Raw genomic sequence first — 18,214 nt, forward strand, 5'->3', positions numbered from 1 at the left:
CCAGACAAAAAGATTAACGCTCAGCCACCAGGCGGATAAAGTCGTCTTCGTCTTTGTTATCTTCAGCGACCGGGGCTTTCGGCGCGTCTTTCTCTTCCGGTTCGTTAGCCTCACACAGACGACGCAGCAGCGCATTCTGACGTTTTTGCTGATCGAGCAGCGCTTCCAGCAGTTCAATCTGCTCGTTAGTACGGGAACTGGCGCGGTTCACGAAAAACCAAATGACCAGCCCCACCAGCAGAACAACCAAAGAAATCATCAGGGATGCTATATTCAGCAGCCCTGAATTCAGTAACTCACCCATTTCACCACCTCAATAAAAACGTCTATTTTACCACTGGCGCGAAGGAAGGAAATCACCTTGAGAAAAAATGCGTGTTACCACGGAATAAATTTATTGATTGCGCAAACGCCGCTAAAAAACTGTACATCCTGATCGCACATCACATTGATCGTCTGCGTCCATAACACCACGCACGCTATCAGCACGATAATCAGAATTACCCAGCGTATTTTTTTCACTCCACACTCCGTCTAATGACCTGATGTAACGAGGTTATCACGCTTATCTTAAACAAGGACTAACTGTGCCTCCATCGCGCTTTTTTCAGATTCCTGCACTTGTTTCGCCGCGTAAACCGTTTACGCTAGCATTATGATAACAACGATAAAAGAGGAAATGATGCGGTTAATCATTCGAACAATTGTTGCACTGGCCATTGTCTGGATTGGCCTTCTGCTAACGGGTTATGGCGTGCTTGTGGGAAGCACCGAGAACGCAGCCGGGTTAGGAATTCAGTGTAAATATTTAACGGCACAGGGCGTGAGCACTGCGCAATATCTGCATACTGAAAGCGGGATCGTGGGCTTAACCCACTGTCCGGTCCTGCGTAAGACATCCGTCGTGATTGATAATGGTTAATCAGCCGGGTAAATGACCGACAAAAAACGCCGCATCTGTTGCGGCGTTTTTTTATGGGAACAGAGATTAGAACGGGTAGTCGTGATACCCCATCTGTTCAGAAATCTTACGTGCGGCAGTGTGCAGAATAGCCACATACTCATGCAGACGCTCTTCGGAGAAGCGTAAAGTTGGGAAGGAGATACTTAAGCCCGCGATCACCACGCCAAAACGGTCAAACACCGGAACGCCGATGCAGCGCAGCCCTTCTTCCTGCTCTTCGTTATCTTCGCCATACCCCTGCTCGCGTACGCGATCGAGCACCGTTAACAGCGCGTCCGTGCTGGTAATGGTTCGTGAGGTACTTTGCTTGTATTCCACGCCTTCGAGGATCTGCTTCACTTCCTCACGATCGCGCCACGCCAGCAGAACCTTACCAATGGCGGTACTGTAGAGCGGGTTGCGACGACCAATGCGCGAATACATGCGCAGATTGTACATGGAGTCGATTTTATGGATGTAAACAATGCTGTCTTCATCCAGCGCGCCGAGATGGATGGTCTCTTTGGTCAGGCGAGAGATTTCACGCATCTGAATATCGGCGCTGCGGATCAGGTCAACATTTTGTAGCGCACGGGCACCCAGCTCAAACAGCTTCAGCGTCAGAGAGTATTTTTCAGATTCGCCTTCCTGGGCAACGTAGCCCAGCGACTTCATGGTTTGCAAAAAGCGATAAACGGTGCTTTTTGACATCATCACGCGCTGCGACAACTCTGTAATACCTATTTCACGCTCTTCTCCCAGCGCCTGTAAGATGCCAAACACCTTCAGCACGGAAGAAACAGAATCTGGCTGTTTATCCAAATCCGCAATAGCCATTTACCACCTCATAGAGAGTGTTTTATAAAAATCAGAACCGGTTTTTATTATAAGTTCCCGTCATGTCACCTGCAATCAATCCGCGTTTACTTCGTTACAAATCTGCGACATATCGCGGCTGTAACAATGCTAAAATAGTTACCCTGAGAATAATTTCACGCTGAGCTTTTTTAATCCTAATGGAAAAGACCCTTTCCGATGGCCTGCCTTTACCCCAGCGGTATGGCGCTATAGCAACCATCATTATCGGTATCTCAATGGCCGTCCTTGACGGCGCAATCGCGAACGTCGCCCTGCCAACCATCGCCAGCGACCTGCACGCCTCTCCCGCCAGTTCGATATGGATTGTTAACGCCTATCAGATTGCGATTGTGGTTTCCCTGCTCTCGTTCTCTTTCCTGGGCGATATGTTCGGTTACCGTCGGGTGTATCAGTGCGGTCTGGTGGTTTTCACCTTCACGTCCTTGCTATGCGCCCTTTCAGATTCACTGCATACCCTGACGCTTGCCCGCATTGCGCAGGGGTTTGGCGGCGCGGCACTGATGAGCGTAAACACGGCGTTGATCCGCTTAATTTATCCGCAGCGTCATCTGGGGCGCGGCATGGGGATAAACTCGTTTATTGTCGCCGTCTCTTCCGCCGCCGGACCAACCATTGCGGCGGCGATCCTTTCCATTGCGTCATGGCAATGGCTGTTCGCCATTAACGTGCCGCTGGGTATCGTCGCCATATTCTTCGCCCTGCGCTTTCTTCCCGCTAACGGCCCTAAAAGCACCATGCCGCGCTTCGACGTGGCGAGTGCGGTGATGAATGCCCTGACCTTTGGCCTGCTGATTACGGCGCTGAGCGGCTTTGCGCAGGGACAGTCTCTGATGCTTACCGGCGCGGAGCTCGTCGCCCTGCTGGCGATCGGTTTCTTCTTTGTTCGCCGCCAGCTCACACTCCCTGTGCCTTTACTGCCGGTCGATCTGCTGCGTATTCCCCTCTTTTCCCTCTCCATTTGCACGTCAGTCTGCTCGTTCTGCGCCCAGATGCTGGCCTTGGTTTCTCTGCCCTTCTTTCTGCAGAGCGTGCTGGGACGTTCAGAAGTGGAGACCGGCCTGCTGTTAACTCCCTGGCCGCTGGCGACAATGGTGATGGCGCCGCTGGCAGGTTACCTGATTGAACGCGTCCATGCCGGTTTATTGGGAGCACTGGGGCTGGCGGTGATGGCGACAGGCCTTTTCGCGCTGGCTCTGCTACCGTCATCGCCAACCGATCTGGACATCATCTGGCGCATGATCCTGTGCGGCGCAGGGTTTGGCCTGTTCCAGTCGCCTAACAATCACACCATTATCACCTCCGCGCCGCGCCATCGCAGCGGAGGTGCAAGCGGCATGCTGGGGACCGCGCGCCTTCTGGGGCAAAGCAGCGGTGCGGCGCTGGTCGCCCTGATGTTTAACCTCGCCGGACAAAACGGCAACCATGTTGCGCTTCTCACCGCAGGTGCCCTTGCCTCTCTCGCGGCGATCGTCAGCGGCCTTCGCGTGACCCAGCCCAGGGTTCAGGCATAAAAAAAGCCGGGCGGAGAGTTCTCCTGCCCGGCTTATTAGGGTTCTTAGCGTTACTTCAGGTATTCCCCACTGCGCAGCGCTTCGATACGTTTATCCAGCGGCGGATGAGACATAAACAGCTCGCTCAGCGATTTGGACTTACCGTTAATGCAGAAGGCCATCATGCTGTTCGCTTCCTGCGGCTCGTAGCTGGTTTTCAGACGCTGCAGCGCAGCAATCATCTTCTCACGACCAACCAGTTTCGCCGAGCCAGCATCCGCATGGAATTCACGGTGGCGGGAGAACCACATGGTGATGATGCTGGCCAGAATACCGAATACCAGTTCCAGAACCATCGAAACGGCGAAGTAGATCAGCGGGTTGCCGTTGCTCTCTTCACCTTCGTCGCGGTTGCCGCCCATAAAGCCTGCCGCAATCTGCGCCAGAATACGGGAGATGAAGATCACGAAGGTGTTCACCACGCCCTGAATCAGGGTCATGGTCACCATGTCACCGTTGGCGATATGGCTGATTTCGTGGGCAATAACCGCTTCGGCTTCATCACGGCTCATGTTCTGCAGCAATCCGGTGCTGACGGCAACCAGTGACGCATCGCGACGGGCGCCCGTGGCGAAAGCGTTGATGTCCGGGGCATGATAAATCGCCACCTGCGGCATGGCGATCCCGGCCTGACGGGATTGCTGAGCCACCGTATTCATCAGCCACTGTTCCATATCGTTACGCGGCTGTTCAATAACCTCACCACCCACCGATTTCAGTGCCATCCACTTCGACATCAGCAGGGAGATGAACGAGCCACCAAAACCAAACAGCAGCGCCATAATCAACAGACCCTGAACGCTGCTCGACTGAATTCCTGTCAGGCTTAGCACGAGCCCGAAAACCACCATGACCGCCAGGTTGGTGAGCAGGAAGAGCGCGATTCGCATCATAATTTTCTTTTTACCTCAGTTTAACAAAACGCACTATGCGATAACCCACATCGTATGGGTATTGCGGCTATTTTCAAGCATCCGGCGGGCGTAAGTCACCAGAAAGACACAACTTTACACAATTGGAAATCTGGCTGACGGAAGGATGAAGAACAAAAAGAAACAGGCACAATTTCTTGTGCCTGTTGGGAGATTATTTTGCCGGAGCAGGCTGTACGGCAGGTTTCTCTTTTTCCTGATTCGCCAGGTCGAGAGCGATATGCACTGTCTCGTCCAGATACGGATCCGGCTCCTGGTAATCTTTTGGCAGATCGTCCAGTTTTTTGAGCAGAGGCTTACCTTCACGCTTGAAGCGATCGTTGATACGCGCCAGGCGGGTTGCATCGTCTTCGTTGTTCTCTTTCTCACGCTGTGCGTAGTTCAGAGAAACGATATTCCGCTTATCTTTCAGGGCATTGAACCGTGCAATGTCCTTCATGATGTACTGGAACTCCGGATCTTTCGCGATGCGGTCGTTATGCGCTTTCAGCAGTTCAGGGCCAAATTGCGTCATATCACCCGCTTTCACGTAGGTCGCAGCATTGATGCTGTCCCACGGCAACGCGTTATCTTCAAACTTCTCGCCGGTTTCCGTCTCTTCCGTGCCTGTCGGCATCATGATGTCCGGCGTTACGCCCTTACGCTGTGTACTGCCGCCGTTCACGCGGTAGAATTTCTGAATGGTGTACTGAACCGAGCCCAGTGCAGGCCATTCCGGACGCAGCATTTGATCGTAAATACGATTCAGAGAGCGATACTGCTGAACGGTGCCTTTCCCGAAGGTTGGCTCACCGACGATCAGCGCGCGGCCATAGTCCTGCATTGCAGCGGCAAAGATCTCAGACGCGGAAGCACTGAAGCGGTCAACGAGGACCACCAGCGGGCCTTTGTAGTAGACCACACCGTCGTTGTCGGCATCTTCACGCACTTTACCGTTGTTATCGCGCACCTGAACCACAGGACCCGATGGAATGAACAGACCAGAGAGTGAAACCGCTTCCGTCAGCGCACCGCCGCCGTTACTGCGCAGGTCGATGATAATGCTGCTGACGTTCTGCTTTTCAAGCTTCTGCAGCTGAACTTTCACATCGTCAGTCAGCCCTACGTAGAAGCCAGGAATATCCAGAACACCAACCTTCTCTTTACCCACGGTTTTCACCGACATTTTCACCGCGCGGTCTTCAAGACGGATACGCTCGCGGGTCAGAGTAACGATACGGGTTTTGGTGCCTTTTCCTGCCGGGAGAACTTCCAGACGAACCTTGCTGCCTTTCGGACCTTTGATCAGCGCAACCACGTCATCAAGGCGCCAGCCGATCACGTCGACCATGTTCTGGCCGGTTTGTCCTACACCCACAATACGATCGCCTACGCTAATCGCTTTGCTTTTGGATGCCGGGCCACCCGCGACCATCGAATTGATCACCGTGTAATCATCGTCCATCTGCAGCACCGCGCCGATACCTTCCAGAGACAGGCTCATCTCGGTATTGAACTGTTCGGTGTTGCGCGGAGAGAGATAGTTGGTGTGCGGATCGATTTCGTGAGCAAAGGCGGTCATGGCCAGCGAGAAGACATCCTCACTGTTGGTCTGGGCCAGACGACGAATGGCGAATTTGTAACGACGCGTCAGCGTGTCACGGATCTCTTTTTCGTCTTTACCGGTCAGCTTAAGGCTCAGTTCGTCGTATTTAACTTTACCGTCCCACAGCGCATTCAACTCGGCTTCATCTTTCGGCCAGGGTGCTTTACTGCGATCCAGATTAAAGGTGTCAGTGCCGGTGAAGTCCATCGGACGTTCCAGCACTTTCAGCGCGTACTGATAGCGTTCGAAACGGCGCTTTTGCGACAGGTTGTAGAGATCGTAGAACAGATCCAGCTTGCCTGAACGCAACTCGTCACCCACCTCGGATTTGCGCTTAGCGAACTGCTCGACATCGCTGGCGAGCAAAACGTTATGGCTGTAATCCAGCAAGTTCAGATAGCGGTCAAAGATTTTGGCCGAAAAGGCCTGATCGAGATCGAACTGACGATAGTGCGAGCGGGTAAAACGTGAGGTCACGCGCTCGCTCACCGTCGCGTGCTGCGTCTCTTCCTTGAGTACCGGAATTTGATCAACACGCGTGATATCGTCCACTGCAAAAGCGTGACCTGTTATAGCAAACAGGCCCGCCAGCGCGGTGAGCTTAAAAAAAGTGTTCATGCCAGGCTTGGCCTCCGTTTCAGAACAACAAGTGTTCTGCGCGTACAATCATTGACATACCAGAAGTCAGCTGTACACGAACGCCATCTTTGGTGATTTCCAGTACGGTGGCGTCCATAGCATTGTTACCCGCTTTTACCTTCAGCGCCTGACCTACGCTCAGAGCGTTAATGTCAGAAACCGGCGTATGGCGCGGCTCTTCGCGAGGGGCACGCGGGGCTTTTGCTGCTGGTTTGTCTGCACGCGGTTTGCGATCGTTATTATCGTGACGGCGCGGCGCAGGGCGTGGTTTACGCTCACGACGAGGCGCTTCTTCCTGGCCGTTTGCCGCTGCGGCTTCGCGTTTTTTCGCCTGCTGTTCTGCACGTTGTGCCTGAACGCGTGCTTTGGCTTCTTCAAGCTGCTTGCGCGCGTGCTCAACGTGCTGCTCGTCCAGCTCACCACACGGGTTGCCGTCGAGATCCACGCGGGTCGCGCCAGCTTTGATACCGTACAGGTAACGCCAGCTCGAAGTATAAAGACGTAAGGCGGAACGCAGCTGAGTTTTGCTGAGGTTCATTTCCCCTTCAACACGCGCCACCAGATCCTGAAAAATACCGACTTTCAGGGGACGAGCTTCACCTTCCGCGCTGAAGCACTGCGGGAAACGCTCGGCCAGAAATGCGATAACTTCTTTACTGCTATTCAACTTAGGTTGATTTTCCATGAAATTTCCTGATTACAACGGACGTTGCCAACAAGCGCAGGCATGAACAGGCGTCATTATAATGACGCTATCAGTAAATGCTACGTTATCCGTTGATTATCCTGCGACGCTCGCAAAGAATTTTTGATAATCGGTTGCAGCGAGTACGTTTTCCAGATTAGCCACCAGCTCGCGCAGCCCCTGTTCGTCCTCGGTTGTAAAGCGACTGAAGACCGTGCTGTCGATATCCAGAACGCCAATAATCTGATTTTTGACCACCAGCGGCAGAACGATTTCAGAGTTACTGGCGGCATCACAGGCAATGTGCCCGTCAAACGCATGAACGTCTTCCACACGCTGGACCTGATTCTCGGCCACCGCCGTGCCGCATACGCCGCGCCCTACCGGTATACGCACGCAGGCCAGTTTGCCCTGGAACGGGCCAAGCACCAGCGTTTCACCTTCCAGGAGGTAAAAGCCGGCCCAGTTCACGTCAGAGAGACGTTCAAACAGCAATGCGCTAGTATTTGCCAGAGTGGCTAAGAAGCTGGTCTCACCCGCCATCAATGCCTTAAAATCGCGGTTTAGATCCGCGTAGAATTCTGTTTTGTTCATTATTCAATCACTTAGTTGTCTTACAAATTTACCGCATAGCCTATTAAAATAAGCATTAAATGCGCTCATGCTCAAGATGAATCCGTTCATGAGTTATTATAACTTTCAACAATACTTATTTGTGCGCAGCTGATGGCCTTAAAAACAACCAAAATTACGCCGGCAAGAAAGATAACTGTCCATACGGTAAGCGAAGCTTTGCCACGTGCACATTATCAGCGTTGCCCCCAGTGCGATACGCTTTTTATGTTGCCGAAGATGAAATCGCACCAAAGTGCCTTTTGTCCCCGCTGCGACGCCAAAATTCGTGATGGTCGCGACTGGTCGCTAACCCGACTCGCCGCCATGGCCGTCACCATGCTGCTGCTGATGCCCTTCGCCTGGAGCGAACCGCTGCTGAAACTCTACCTGCTTGGGGTACGCATTGACGCAAACGTGCTGCAGGGTATCTGGCAGATGACCCGTCAGGGCGATCCCATTACCGCTGCGATGGTGCTGTTCTGCACCGTTGGCGCGCCGCTGGTGCTGGTCGCCGCCATTGCCTATCTTTGGTTTGGCAATATTCTCGGCATGAACCTTCGCCCGGTGCTGTTGATGCTGGACAAGCTCAAAGAGTGGGTGATGCTGGATATTTACCTGGTGGGCGTGGGCGTTGCGTCAATAAAGGTACAGGACTATGCCTTTTTGCAGCCCGGCATCGGGCTCTTTGCTTTCATCTGCCTGGTATTGCTGAGTATCCTGACGCTGATCCATCTGAACGTCGAGCAGCTCTGGGAACGGTTTTACCCTCAGCGCCCCGCCACGCGTCCCGATGACAATCTGCGCGTCTGTCTGGGATGCCACTATACCGGCTTGCCCGACGCGCGAGGACGCTGCCCGCGGTGCCACATTCCGTTGAGACTGCGGCGCAACAACAGCCTGCAAAAATGCTGGGCCGCGCTGATCGCCTCCCTGGTGTTTCTGATCCCAGCCAATATGCTGCCGATTTCCATCATTTACGTGAATGGCGGGCGTCAGGAGGATACTATCCTCTCCGGGATTATCTCCCTTGCGCACAGCAACGTCGGGGTGGCGGCGATCGTCTTTATTGCCAGTATCCTGGTTCCCTTTACCAAAGTGGTGGTGATGTTTACCCTGCTCATCAGCATTCACTTTAAGTGTGAACAAGGCTTACGGACCCGCATTCTGCTGCTGCGGTTCGTCACCTGGATTGGCCGCTGGTCAATGTTAGATCTGTTCGTGATTTCGCTGATGATGTCGCTCATCAATCGCGACCAGCTACTTGCTTTTACAATGGGACCCGCGGCTTTTTATTTCGGCTCTGCGGTGATATTGACTATTCTTGCTGTGGAATGGCTGGATAGCCGCTTACTTTGGGATGCACATGAGTCAGGAAACCCCCGCTTCGCCGACTGAAGCGAGAATTAAAACAAAACGCCGCATTTCGCCATTCTGGTTGCTGCCCGTCATCGCCCTGATGATTGCAGGCTGGCTTATCTGGACGAGCTATGAAGATCGCGGGAGTACCGTCACCATTGATTTCCAGACCGCCGACGGCATCGTCGCCGGACGAACGCCCGTTCGCTTCCAGGGCGTTGAAGTGGGTACGGTTCAGGACATCTCCCTTGGAAAAGGGCTGAACAAGATTCAGGTGCGGGTCAGTATTAAATCTGACATGCAGGATGCCCTGCGCAGCGAAACGCAGTTCTGGCTGGTGACGCCGAAAGCCTCTCTGGCCGGCGTGTCCGGGCTGGATGCGCTCGTGGGCGGTAACTATATCGGCATGATGCCGGGCAAAGGGGAGCCGCAGGATCACTTTGTTGCCCTGGATACACAGCCCAAGTACCGCCTCAATAACGGCGATTTGATGATCCATCTCCAGGCGCCGGACCTCGGTTCTCTGAACAGCGGTTCGCTGGTCTATTTCCGCAAAATCCCGGTTGGCCGCGTGTACGATTACGCGATCAACCCGAATAAACAGGGCGTCACCATCGACGTGCTGATCGAGCGCCGTTTCACCAATCTGGTGAAAAAAGGCAGCCGCTTCTGGAACGTCTCCGGCGTGGATGCTGACCTCAGCCTGAGCGGTGCGAAAGTGAAGCTGGAGAGTCTGGCTGCGCTGGTGAATGGCGCCATTGCCTTTGACTCACCGGAAAACTCAAGCCCTGCCACCGCTGATGATTCATTTGGATTGTATGCTGACCTGGCGCACAGCCAGCGCGGCGTGATCGTCAAACTCGCCTTGCCCGATGCTAAAGGGCTAAAAGCGGGTTCAACGCCGCTGATGTATCAGGGATTGCAGGTTGGTCAGCTCACCAAAATGACGCTCAACCCGGGCGGCTCGGTCACCGGCGAAATGACCGTCGACCCGAGCGTGGTCGATCTCCTGCGCGAGAAAACGCGCATCGAAATGCGCAGTCCAAAGCTCTCTCTGAACGATGCCAGCCTCAGCACGCTGTTGACCGGCAATACGTTTGAGCTCATCCCCGGTGAAGGCGAGCCCAGCAATAGCTTCGTGATTGCCCCGGCGGATAAAGCCCTGCTGCAAAAGCCGGGCGTGGTGACGGTCACGCTGAATGCGCCAGAAAGTTACGGTATCGAAGCCGGACAGCCGTTAATTTTACACGGCGTGCAGGTCGGTCAGGTGCTGGAGCGTAAGCTCTCCGCGGATGGCGTGACCTTCTCGGTCGCCATCGATCCGCAGTACAGCGACCTGGTGCACGGTGACAGCAAATTCGTGGTGAACAGTCGCGTCGACGTGAAGGTGGGTCTGGACGGCGTGGAGTTCCTCGGCGCCAGCGCCAGCGAATGGGTTAACGGCGGTATCCGCATTCTGCCCGGCGATAAAGGCCCCGTGCGCGACAGCTATCCGCTGTATGCCAACCTGGAGAAAGCGATTGAAAACAGCCTGAGCGATCTTCCTACCACCACGCTGACGCTAAGCGCCGAGACGCTGCCGGACGTACAGGCGGGATCTGTGGTGCTGTATCGCAAGTTTGAAGTTGGGGAAGTGATCACCGTTCGCCCGCGTGCGGACGCGTTCGATATCGAACTGCATATCAAGCCGGAGTACCGCAAGCTGCTGACGCCAAACAGCGTCTTCTGGGCCGAAGGCGGCGCGAAAGTTCAGCTTAACGGTAACGGGCTGACCGTGCAGGCCTCCCCGCTCTCACGCGCGCTGCGCGGGGCGATTAGCTTCGATAACCTCAGCGGCGCGGGCGCGAATCTGCGTAAAGGTGACAAGCGTATTCTCTTCCCGTCCGAAACCGCCGCACGTGCCGTGGGTGGACAGATTACCCTGCACGCGTTTGATGCCGGTAAGCTGGCGGAAGGCATGCCAATCCGCTATCTGGGTATTGATATCGGGCAGATCCAGAAGCTGACGCTAATTACCTCGCGTAACGAGGTGCAGGCTACCGCCGTGCTTTACCCGGAATATGTGCAGACCTTTGCCCGGATGGGTTCGCGCTTCTCGGTGGTCACGCCGCAGATCTCGGCCGCGGGCGTTGAGCATCTCGACACCATCCTGCAGCCGTACATCAACGTTGAGCCAGGCCAGGGCAATGCCCGTCGTGATTTTGAGCTGCAGGAAGCCACGATCACCGACTCGCGCTACCTTGGCGGCCTGAGCATCGTGGTGGAAGTGCCGGAAGCGGGCTCGCTGAGCATCGGCACCCCGGTACTGTTCCGCGGTATTGAAGTGGGTACGGTCACGGGCCTGACGCTCGGTACGCTCTCCGACCGCGTGATGGTGGCGTTGCGTATCAGCGAACGCTATCAGCACCTGGTACGTAATAACTCGGTATTCTGGCTGGCATCCGGATATTCGCTGGACTTTGGCCTGACGGGAGGTGTGGTGAAAACCGGCACCTTCAACCAGTTCATTCGCGGCGGTATCGCGTTTGCCACGCCGCCGGGAACGCCGCTGGCGCCAAAAGCGCAGCCGGGTAAACACTTCCTGCTGCTCGAAAGCGAACCGAAAGAGTGGCGTGAATGGGGAACCGCCCTGCCGCGTTAATCCGACAGGCTCCGGTGTCAACGCACCGGAGCCTTTATGTTACACTGCGCGCCTGAACTTTTCCCTGTGGTGTGCCCGTGGCTCAAAACTCCGTATTTCTTCCTGAACAATTCCTGGCGCAGATGCGCGAGGCGCTTCCTTCTCACCTGTCGTTAGACGATTTTATCGCCGCCTGCCTGCGTCCGTTACGCCGAAGCATTCGCGTCAACACGCTGAAAATCAGCGTCGATGATTTTCTGGCGCTGGTCTCGCCGTACGGCTGGCAGCTTAAGCCGGTACCGTGGTGCGCTGAGGGGTTCTGGATAGAACGCGATGATGAAGCCTCGCTGCCGCTGGGCAGTACCGCTGAACATCTGAGTGGTCTGTTCTATATTCAGGAAGCCAGCTCGATGCTGCCGGTTGCCGCCCTGTTTGCCGATGGCAACGCGCCTGAGCGCGTGATGGATGTTGCGGCGGCGCCCGGCTCAAAAACCACGCAAATTGCCGCCCGGATGGGTAATCACGGGGCGATCCTCGCCAACGAGTTTTCCGCCAGCCGCGTGAAGGTGCTGCATGCCAACATCAGCCGCTGCGGTATTCATAATGTTGCCCTGACGCACTTCGACGGACGCGTGTTTGGCGCCGCCTTACCGGAAGCCTTCGATGCCATTCTGCTGGACGCCCCTTGCTCCGGCGAAGGGGTGGTGCGTAAAGATCCCGATGCATTAAAGAACTGGTCCGTGGAAAGCAACCTTGAGATCGCCGCCACGCAGCGAGAGCTGATCGAGAGCGCCTTTCACGCGTTGCGCCCTGGCGGCACGCTGGTCTATTCAACGTGTACCCTAAACCGCGATGAAAACGAAGACGTCTGTCTGTGGCTGAAAGCGCAGTATCCGGAAGCAGTCGAGTTTCTGCCGCTTAAGGATCTGTTTGCCTCGGCACAAGAGGCGGTAACCCCCGAGGGTTTCCTTCACGTGTTCCCGCAGATTTACGACTGCGAAGGGTTCTTTGTGGCGCGTCTGCGTAAAACGCAGGCGGTTGCTCCCCTACCCGCACCTAAATTCAAGGTCGGCAACTTCCCGTTTGCCCCCCTTAAAGGTCGCGATGCAGCGCAGCTTGAAGCTGCAGCCAAAAAGGTTGGGCTGGTCTGGGATGAGAGCCTGCATCTCTGGGTGCGTGATAAAGAGATATGGCTGTTCCCGGCTGAGATCGAACCGCTCATCGGAAAGGTCCGTTTTTCGCGAATCGGGATCCGCCTGGCGGAAGTGCATAACAAAGGGTATCGCTGGCAGCATGAGGCCGTTATCGCCCTTGCCGGACGCGAGAATACCTTTGCTCTGACGCATCAGGAAGCCGAAGAGTGGTACCGTGGTCGCGATGTCTATCCGGACAGCACGCCATCAGGTGATGAAGTGATAGTGACGTATCAGGGATACCCGCTGGGCCTGGCAAAAAAGGTTGGCTCAAGGCTGAAAAACAGCTATCCGCGCGAGCTGGTTCGGGACGGCCGTTTGTTTACCGGTAACGATCGCACGGACTAAAAAAAGCGCATTTTTTTACTGGCGATTTTGCTCTCCTTGTCTACGATCAAAAATGGGTGACCGCACTGGTCATACCAGATTTTGACAACCGACCCGGAGAGCACTATGACGAAAACCAGCGTGCGTATTGGCGCTTTTGAAATCGACGACGCAGAGCTGCGCGGCGAAGCACAGGGCGATCGAACGTTAAGTATTCCCTGCAAATCCGACCCGGATTTGTGCATGCAGCTCGATGCATGGGATGCAGACACCAGCGTCCCGGCAATACTTGATGGCGAACATTCTGTCCTTTACCGTGAGCATTACGATAGCAAAACCGATGCCTGGGTCATGCGTCTTGCCTGACCTAAAGAGAACCCGCCCGAAGGCGGGTTATTTATTACTGCAGCTGCGCCAGCGTAAAGTAACCGTCAAAAACAGCCCCCGTATCAATGTAGTGGAGATTATTAAAATCATACCTTCTGTCGAGGGGCGTATGGCCAAACCAAAAATGATCCGCGCCGCTAATGCCCTGCCCTTTGCCCACCATAAATCCCATCAGTCTGTCGCGGTTCCATAAGACGCGCTGGGCGCTAACCGGTTTTTGCCATTGGTATTCCGCAGCCGGATAATCAGCATGGGCAATTACATTCAGACCGTTCGCACAGGTTATCTCGATGATATGCGGTAATTCCCGACAGGCCTCGAGTAACGACAGCGTAAGCTGTTGCTGGTCACGTTCAAGCTGCGAAAACCATATTCCGCCATTCATCGTCCAGAGCGAAAAATCGTTATTATCCAGACTGTCGAGAGCCATTTGCTCATGGTTGCCCCGCACGGCGCGAAACCATTTTTCATGAATTAACTGCAGGCATTTCACGCTATCAGGGCCACGATCGATCATATCCCCGACAGAAATAAGCAAATCCTCATACGGGTTAAAGTGACGACGTTTAAGCTCCTCCATAAGCCACTGGTAACAACCGTGTATATCGCTGACAACCCAGACATGACGCCACATCCCACCTTCAATTCGCTGATACATAGGACCTCCTTTTAACAGTATAGCCACCGCAGAAAAGGCGACAGACAGGCGCGGTCCTCACGAAGTGAAACAAACGGTAAACCAAACGGAAATAAAGATCCTCGCGCTATTAATCCCTTTTTGTTGGCTCTTTAGAATAAGGGTAGAAAAAAAGAGGGGTCTTCACGTGTCTAATACGCACCTGCATAACGATGTTTTTTATCCGCATCGCACAAATATTATTTCCGAGCTGGTGAACGGCAAACGCGTGCCGGGGCCAATCTGGCGGAAACGCGAATATCGCCTGAAGTTCCTTTTACGCTCGCTTCTGTTCTGGTCTTCCACCCATCGCATGCTGGAAGCCCTTTCCGGGCGCGACGATTTCGACAGGCTGTTGGCCTCACAGATTACGTTGCCCAGCAAGACCCACCGGCAGTATCTGATGCGCGGCCTGACGCCTAACGATCGCGCCGACGCTATCGTCAACCATTACTACTGGGTTGATAGCCTGAAAGAGAGCGGTCTCGCTCAGGCCCTGACCAGCCCGCAGGAGCAAACTGTCGTACAGTTCCACGCTAAAGACGGTGTAACCTATACGGTCAATGCATCCTCTGCGGGGAAAGCCGAGCGCGAGGGCGAAAGCACCTTGTGGCTACGCGACAACGAGGATACGCTGCTGGCCAGCCTGACCTTCAGCGTCGCGCGCAGCAATGGTCAGCAAGTGATGGTCATCGGCGGGCTTCAGGGACCTCGTCGCTGCGTATCGCGAGACGTCATTAAACAGGCTACCCGCGCCTGCCACGGCCTGTTCCCCAAACGGGTGTTGATGGAAGTCCTCTTCCAGCTGGCTGCGCACTCCTCTGTCCGGGCGATTTTTGCCGTCAGCGACGAGGGACACGTTTTCCGCGCGTTGCGATATCGCCTGAGCAAAGGCCGCCATTTCCATGCAAGCTACGATGAGTTTTGGGGATCTCTGGACGGTAAAAAGCTTTCGGCCTTCTGCTGGCAGCTGCCGCTGCAAATGGAGCGTAAATCCCTGGAAGAGATTGCCAGTAAAAAACGTGCCGAATACCGCCGTCGCTTTGAGCTGCTCGATGAAATAGAGGCATCCGTTAAGTCCCACTTTTAAGCCCGGCTGGCGTTTTCGCTCACTGCGTAGTGGATGCATTCTGTTTAAAAGAGGAATGATAAAGCAGCCCACTATTGCACAGGGCGAGGGCGCTCAGTTAGCATTGCGCGAAATGAAACTGACGAATGCGTTGGGAAAAGCGCAATGCGGGCGCAAAAATGAGGGACTTCGGTAATGATCTATGACTGCTTCTTATATTACGATGAAGATATGCTTCTCGAAATCAGGCTAAACACGCTAGCGGACGTTGTCGATCGCTTCGTTATCGTTGAGTCAACGCATACCTTTACCGGTAAAAAGAGGCAGCTGCATTTTGACGTAAATAAATACAGTCAATTTAAAGATAAAATTATCTACGTTGTTCATGATAAAGAACCAATTACGAAAGCCGCTGAAGAATCTCATCCGGCTCGGGAGCTCATTCCGGGGCTGCCAGACGGCATGGTAGTGGATGCGTGGGCAAATGAAGCCGCGCAGAGGAATGCGATCATGCAGGGTTTGACGCAGGCCAACGATGATGATTTGATTTTAGTTTCCGATGTGGATGAGATATTTTCCCCTCGGGTGGTCGCATCGATAAATCCCAAAAAGCTGTGCACCACTATCTATCAGAATTTCTATAATTATCAGTTTAACCTGCAGGTTTTTAATACTGACAACACGCCAAGAAAATGTAAATTACCGAGAGCCACCCAATATAAGAATCTCGTTAATTTCTTTGGTGGTGAACCTGAATCATTCAGGAATCTTAAACGCACCCGAAGCGTCAAAAGCTGGTCCTGGCTAAAATGGAACTGGTTCAAGGTTAACAACAGCATCATTGAAAATGGTGGCTGGCATTTCTCATGGGTGATGACCCCTGAGCGCATCTCAGAAAAAATGTCTACCATTTCCCATACTGAATACGATCTTCCTGAGTTTAACAACCCGGAACACATCATGAAGGTCATTAAAAATGCGGAAGATATCTGGGGACGCGACAGGACGTTAACCAGGCAAGCGCTGACGGTTGAAAACTTTCCGGAGTACATTGTCCGCAACAAAGACAAATTCAGCGCGTTCATTATTTAACTTACGGGCTGCCCTTTTGCTGGCCAGAAGACTTTTGCTCAGCGATCGCTCGGACACAAAATTTTAACAAAGATCCCAAAAAACCCTGGACGCACGCGGTCCTGAGTATGTTATGGTTTAGACAGGATATGGAATGTTCGAGAAAGTTTCGGGTGATTTCGAGTTAACACCGAACAATGGTTTGAAAAACATACAGATAAAAAGAGACCGAATACGATTCCTGTATTCGGTCCAGGGAAATGGCTCTTGGGAGAGAGCCGTGCGCTAAAAGTTGGCATTAATGCAGGCTAAGTCGCCTTGCCTTTTAAGAATAGATGACGACGCCAGGTTTTCCAGTCCACAGCTAAAGCGGTCGGAAAAAAAGCGCCAGAGCATCATAAAATGTGAAAAACCGCAGTGCTTTCGCCAGCATCTGCGGTTTTTTATTGGAAACCTGAGCGTTAGCAGAGCTTGTCGGCGCGCTCGATAAACGGTGCCAGGCTCATTTTTTGTCCCGGATGCGCCGGGTCATCGATCTGAATAATGCTAATCGGCTGGCCGCTGCTCTTACCGCTGGCTACCTGCTGCTCTGCGGTATCATTTAACGGGTATTGCACCAGCGTGCTCGGGTTGATCGCATACAGCGCATGGCCCGGACGGCAGGTCAGCATCACCTCTTCGCGATTGAACGCCCATTTGTCCTTACCCACTTCAAAACGGCTAACGGTGATAACCTGCGGCGCGGCAATCGCGCTCCCCGTGCAGGCCAGCAATATGAGAGAAAGTACTGTCTTTTTCATATGATATTTAACCTTGTCAGAAGGGTTCCCAGGTGGCGAACAGACTGACCGTTGCCAGTACCAGCGCTCCCAGCACCACTTCTGCCTGTGTCATCCTGATAAAAATCTGTTGTGCTCGCCCGGTCTCCGGACGAAACCGTGGCACCAGAAAATACCGATTTGCCAGCGCAATTACCACCATCAACGCCACCAGCGCACATTTAAACAACAAAAACCGCACGTAGCCAGCCTGCCAGGGAATATGGACGCCCAGTATCATGAGCGTATTTATCACGCCGGTGAGCAGCACGCCCGCGACGGCGTAATGCCCCACGCGCGAGAATCGCATCATGGTAAAGATGGCGGCATTCTGCCACCGCCCTTTCGCCAGCCGCATGCAGAACAGCAGAGGCAGCAATCCGCCAAGCCAGGTTGCGGCACAGATCAGGTGAAAAGCATAATTAAGACGCTGCAACGCCCCCATAGGACCGTCGTTCATCGCCGCATGCCCAACCCCAGCCAGCAGGATAAGCTGGCCCATTGCAAGCAGCAGCAGCCGCGAACCTTTCAGCGGCGCAAGCCATGCCGCACCGACCGTTATCGCCGCGAGGATCATTTGCCACAGCCAGACGCCACCAAACCGGGTCCCCATCACGCTGAACCAGACCTGCGGAGCAAACACATCCCCCCAGCCGTTACCCATCAATCCGCCCTGCAGCATAAACATCAGGAATGCTGCCGCCAGGCCCACTAAGGCCGCCACTTTCTGCTGCGACTGGAATCGCCGGGACATCAGACGGTGGAGAGAGGAAGGCGCAAACCAGACGCTGTAAAGCGCATTGCCAAAAACCAGCATCAGCGCCCCAAAATGGATAAAGCGTACCCCGATATAACACAGCGCCAGCATG

At 54.1% G+C, this 18,214-nt stretch carries 18 protein-coding genes; 8 read left to right on the forward strand and 10 right to left on the reverse strand.

Features of this window, described 5'->3' with window-relative positions; all coding sequences use genetic code 11:
* Positions 1–13: 13 nt before the first annotated feature.
* Positions 14–304 carry a YebO family protein gene (locus tag GVO84_RS13565; protein WP_121424152.1) on the reverse strand — a complete coding sequence of 97 codons (291 nt, stop codon included), beginning with the start codon at positions 302–304 and terminating at the stop codon, positions 14–16.
* Between the two features lie 74 nt (positions 305–378).
* Positions 379–522, reverse strand: coding sequence for a PhoP/PhoQ regulator MgrB (gene mgrB / locus GVO84_RS13570; RefSeq protein ID WP_006175995.1), 144 nt, complete (start codon positions 520–522; stop codon positions 379–381).
* 160 nt (positions 523–682) lie between these two features.
* Between mgrB and GVO84_RS13575 the strand changes: the two genes are divergently transcribed.
* Positions 683–922, forward strand: coding sequence for a YobH family protein (locus GVO84_RS13575; protein ID WP_121424153.1), 240 nt, complete (start codon positions 683–685; stop codon positions 920–922).
* A gap of 66 nt (positions 923–988) precedes the next feature.
* On the opposite strand, the gene kdgR is transcribed toward GVO84_RS13575, so the two are convergent.
* Positions 989–1,780 carry a DNA-binding transcriptional regulator KdgR gene (gene kdgR / locus GVO84_RS13580; RefSeq protein ID WP_023312208.1) on the reverse strand — a complete coding sequence of 264 codons (792 nt, stop codon included), beginning with the start codon at positions 1,778–1,780 and terminating at the stop codon, positions 989–991.
* 179 nt (positions 1,781–1,959) lie between these two features.
* On the opposite strand from kdgR, the gene GVO84_RS13585 reads away from it, so the two are divergent.
* Positions 1,960–3,333: an MFS transporter gene (locus GVO84_RS13585; RefSeq protein WP_159514419.1), complete on the forward strand. Its 1,374-nt coding sequence runs from the start codon at positions 1,960–1,962 to the stop codon at positions 3,331–3,333.
* 50 nt (positions 3,334–3,383) lie between these two features.
* Here GVO84_RS13585 and htpX read toward each other — a convergent pair whose 3' ends face one another.
* The 4 genes from htpX to GVO84_RS13605 form a co-directional block, all read right to left on the reverse strand.
* Positions 3,384–4,265, reverse strand: a complete 882-nt coding sequence (gene htpX, locus GVO84_RS13590; RefSeq protein WP_014884290.1) for a protease HtpX — start codon at positions 4,263–4,265, stop codon at positions 3,384–3,386.
* A gap of 193 nt (positions 4,266–4,458) precedes the next feature.
* Positions 4,459–6,507 carry a carboxy terminal-processing peptidase gene (prc, locus tag GVO84_RS13595; RefSeq protein ID WP_063143722.1) on the reverse strand — a complete coding sequence of 683 codons (2,049 nt, stop codon included), beginning with the start codon at positions 6,505–6,507 and terminating at the stop codon, positions 4,459–4,461.
* Positions 6,508–6,526: 19 nt separating this feature from the next.
* The gene (gene proQ, locus GVO84_RS13600; RefSeq protein WP_023336085.1) at positions 6,527–7,213 is read right to left on the reverse strand and encodes an RNA chaperone ProQ; all 687 of its coding nucleotides are present in this window, start codon (positions 7,211–7,213) and stop codon (positions 6,527–6,529) included.
* Positions 7,214–7,309: 96 nt separating this feature from the next.
* Entirely contained in the window at positions 7,310–7,807 is a 498-nt protein-coding gene (locus GVO84_RS13605; protein ID WP_008500476.1) for a GAF domain-containing protein, read from the reverse strand.
* A gap of 132 nt (positions 7,808–7,939) precedes the next feature.
* Between GVO84_RS13605 and yebS the strand changes: the two genes are divergently transcribed.
* The 4 genes from yebS (at position 7,940) to GVO84_RS13625 (ending at position 13,690) form a co-directional block, all read left to right on the forward strand.
* Entirely contained in the window at positions 7,940–9,223 is a 1,284-nt protein-coding gene (yebS, locus tag GVO84_RS13610) for a membrane integrity lipid transport subunit YebS (RefSeq protein ID WP_159514420.1), read from the forward strand.
* Entirely contained in the window at positions 9,192–11,825 is a 2,634-nt protein-coding gene (locus GVO84_RS13615) for a PqiB family protein (RefSeq protein WP_159514421.1), read from the forward strand. Before yebS ends, GVO84_RS13615 begins: the two co-directional genes overlap by 32 nt.
* A 77-nt stretch (positions 11,826–11,902) precedes the next feature.
* Positions 11,903–13,345, forward strand: a complete 1,443-nt coding sequence (gene rsmF / locus GVO84_RS13620; RefSeq protein ID WP_159514422.1) for a 16S rRNA (cytosine(1407)-C(5))-methyltransferase RsmF — start codon at positions 11,903–11,905, stop codon at positions 13,343–13,345.
* A gap of 105 nt (positions 13,346–13,450) precedes the next feature.
* Entirely contained in the window at positions 13,451–13,690 is a 240-nt protein-coding gene (locus tag GVO84_RS13625) for a YebV family protein (RefSeq protein WP_008500472.1), read from the forward strand.
* Positions 13,691–13,724: 34 nt separating this feature from the next.
* Here the strand turns inward: GVO84_RS13625 and pphA are convergent, their stop codons facing one another.
* The gene (pphA, locus tag GVO84_RS13630; RefSeq protein ID WP_121424167.1) at positions 13,725–14,369 is read right to left on the reverse strand and encodes a protein-serine/threonine phosphatase; all 645 of its coding nucleotides are present in this window, start codon (positions 14,367–14,369) and stop codon (positions 13,725–13,727) included.
* Between the two features lie 166 nt (positions 14,370–14,535).
* On the opposite strand from pphA, the gene GVO84_RS13635 reads away from it, so the two are divergent.
* Both GVO84_RS13635 and GVO84_RS13640 read left to right on the forward strand, forming a co-directional pair.
* Positions 14,536–15,477 (forward strand): VirK/YbjX family protein, encoded by a 942-nt coding sequence (locus GVO84_RS13635; protein ID WP_159514423.1) that lies wholly within the window; start codon positions 14,536–14,538, stop codon positions 15,475–15,477.
* Between the two features lie 174 nt (positions 15,478–15,651).
* On the forward strand, positions 15,652–16,548 hold the full coding sequence (locus tag GVO84_RS13640) for a benzoate transporter (RefSeq protein WP_159514424.1): 897 nt from the start codon (positions 15,652–15,654) through the stop codon (positions 16,546–16,548).
* Between the two features lie 440 nt (positions 16,549–16,988).
* On the opposite strand, the gene GVO84_RS13645 is transcribed toward GVO84_RS13640, so the two are convergent.
* Both GVO84_RS13645 and copD read right to left on the reverse strand, forming a co-directional pair.
* Positions 16,989–17,327 carry a YebY family protein gene (locus tag GVO84_RS13645; RefSeq protein WP_159514425.1) on the reverse strand — a complete coding sequence of 113 codons (339 nt, stop codon included), beginning with the start codon at positions 17,325–17,327 and terminating at the stop codon, positions 16,989–16,991.
* A gap of 16 nt (positions 17,328–17,343) precedes the next feature.
* Entirely contained in the window at positions 17,344–18,213 is an 870-nt protein-coding gene (gene copD / locus GVO84_RS13650; RefSeq protein ID WP_159514426.1) for a copper homeostasis membrane protein CopD, read from the reverse strand.
* Between the last annotated feature and the right edge of the window lies 1 nt (position 18,214).

It is taken from the genome of Enterobacter sp. SM3 (genome assembly GCF_009811935.2).
GTDB lineage: Bacteria > Pseudomonadota > Gammaproteobacteria > Enterobacterales > Enterobacteriaceae > Enterobacter > Enterobacter asburiae_D.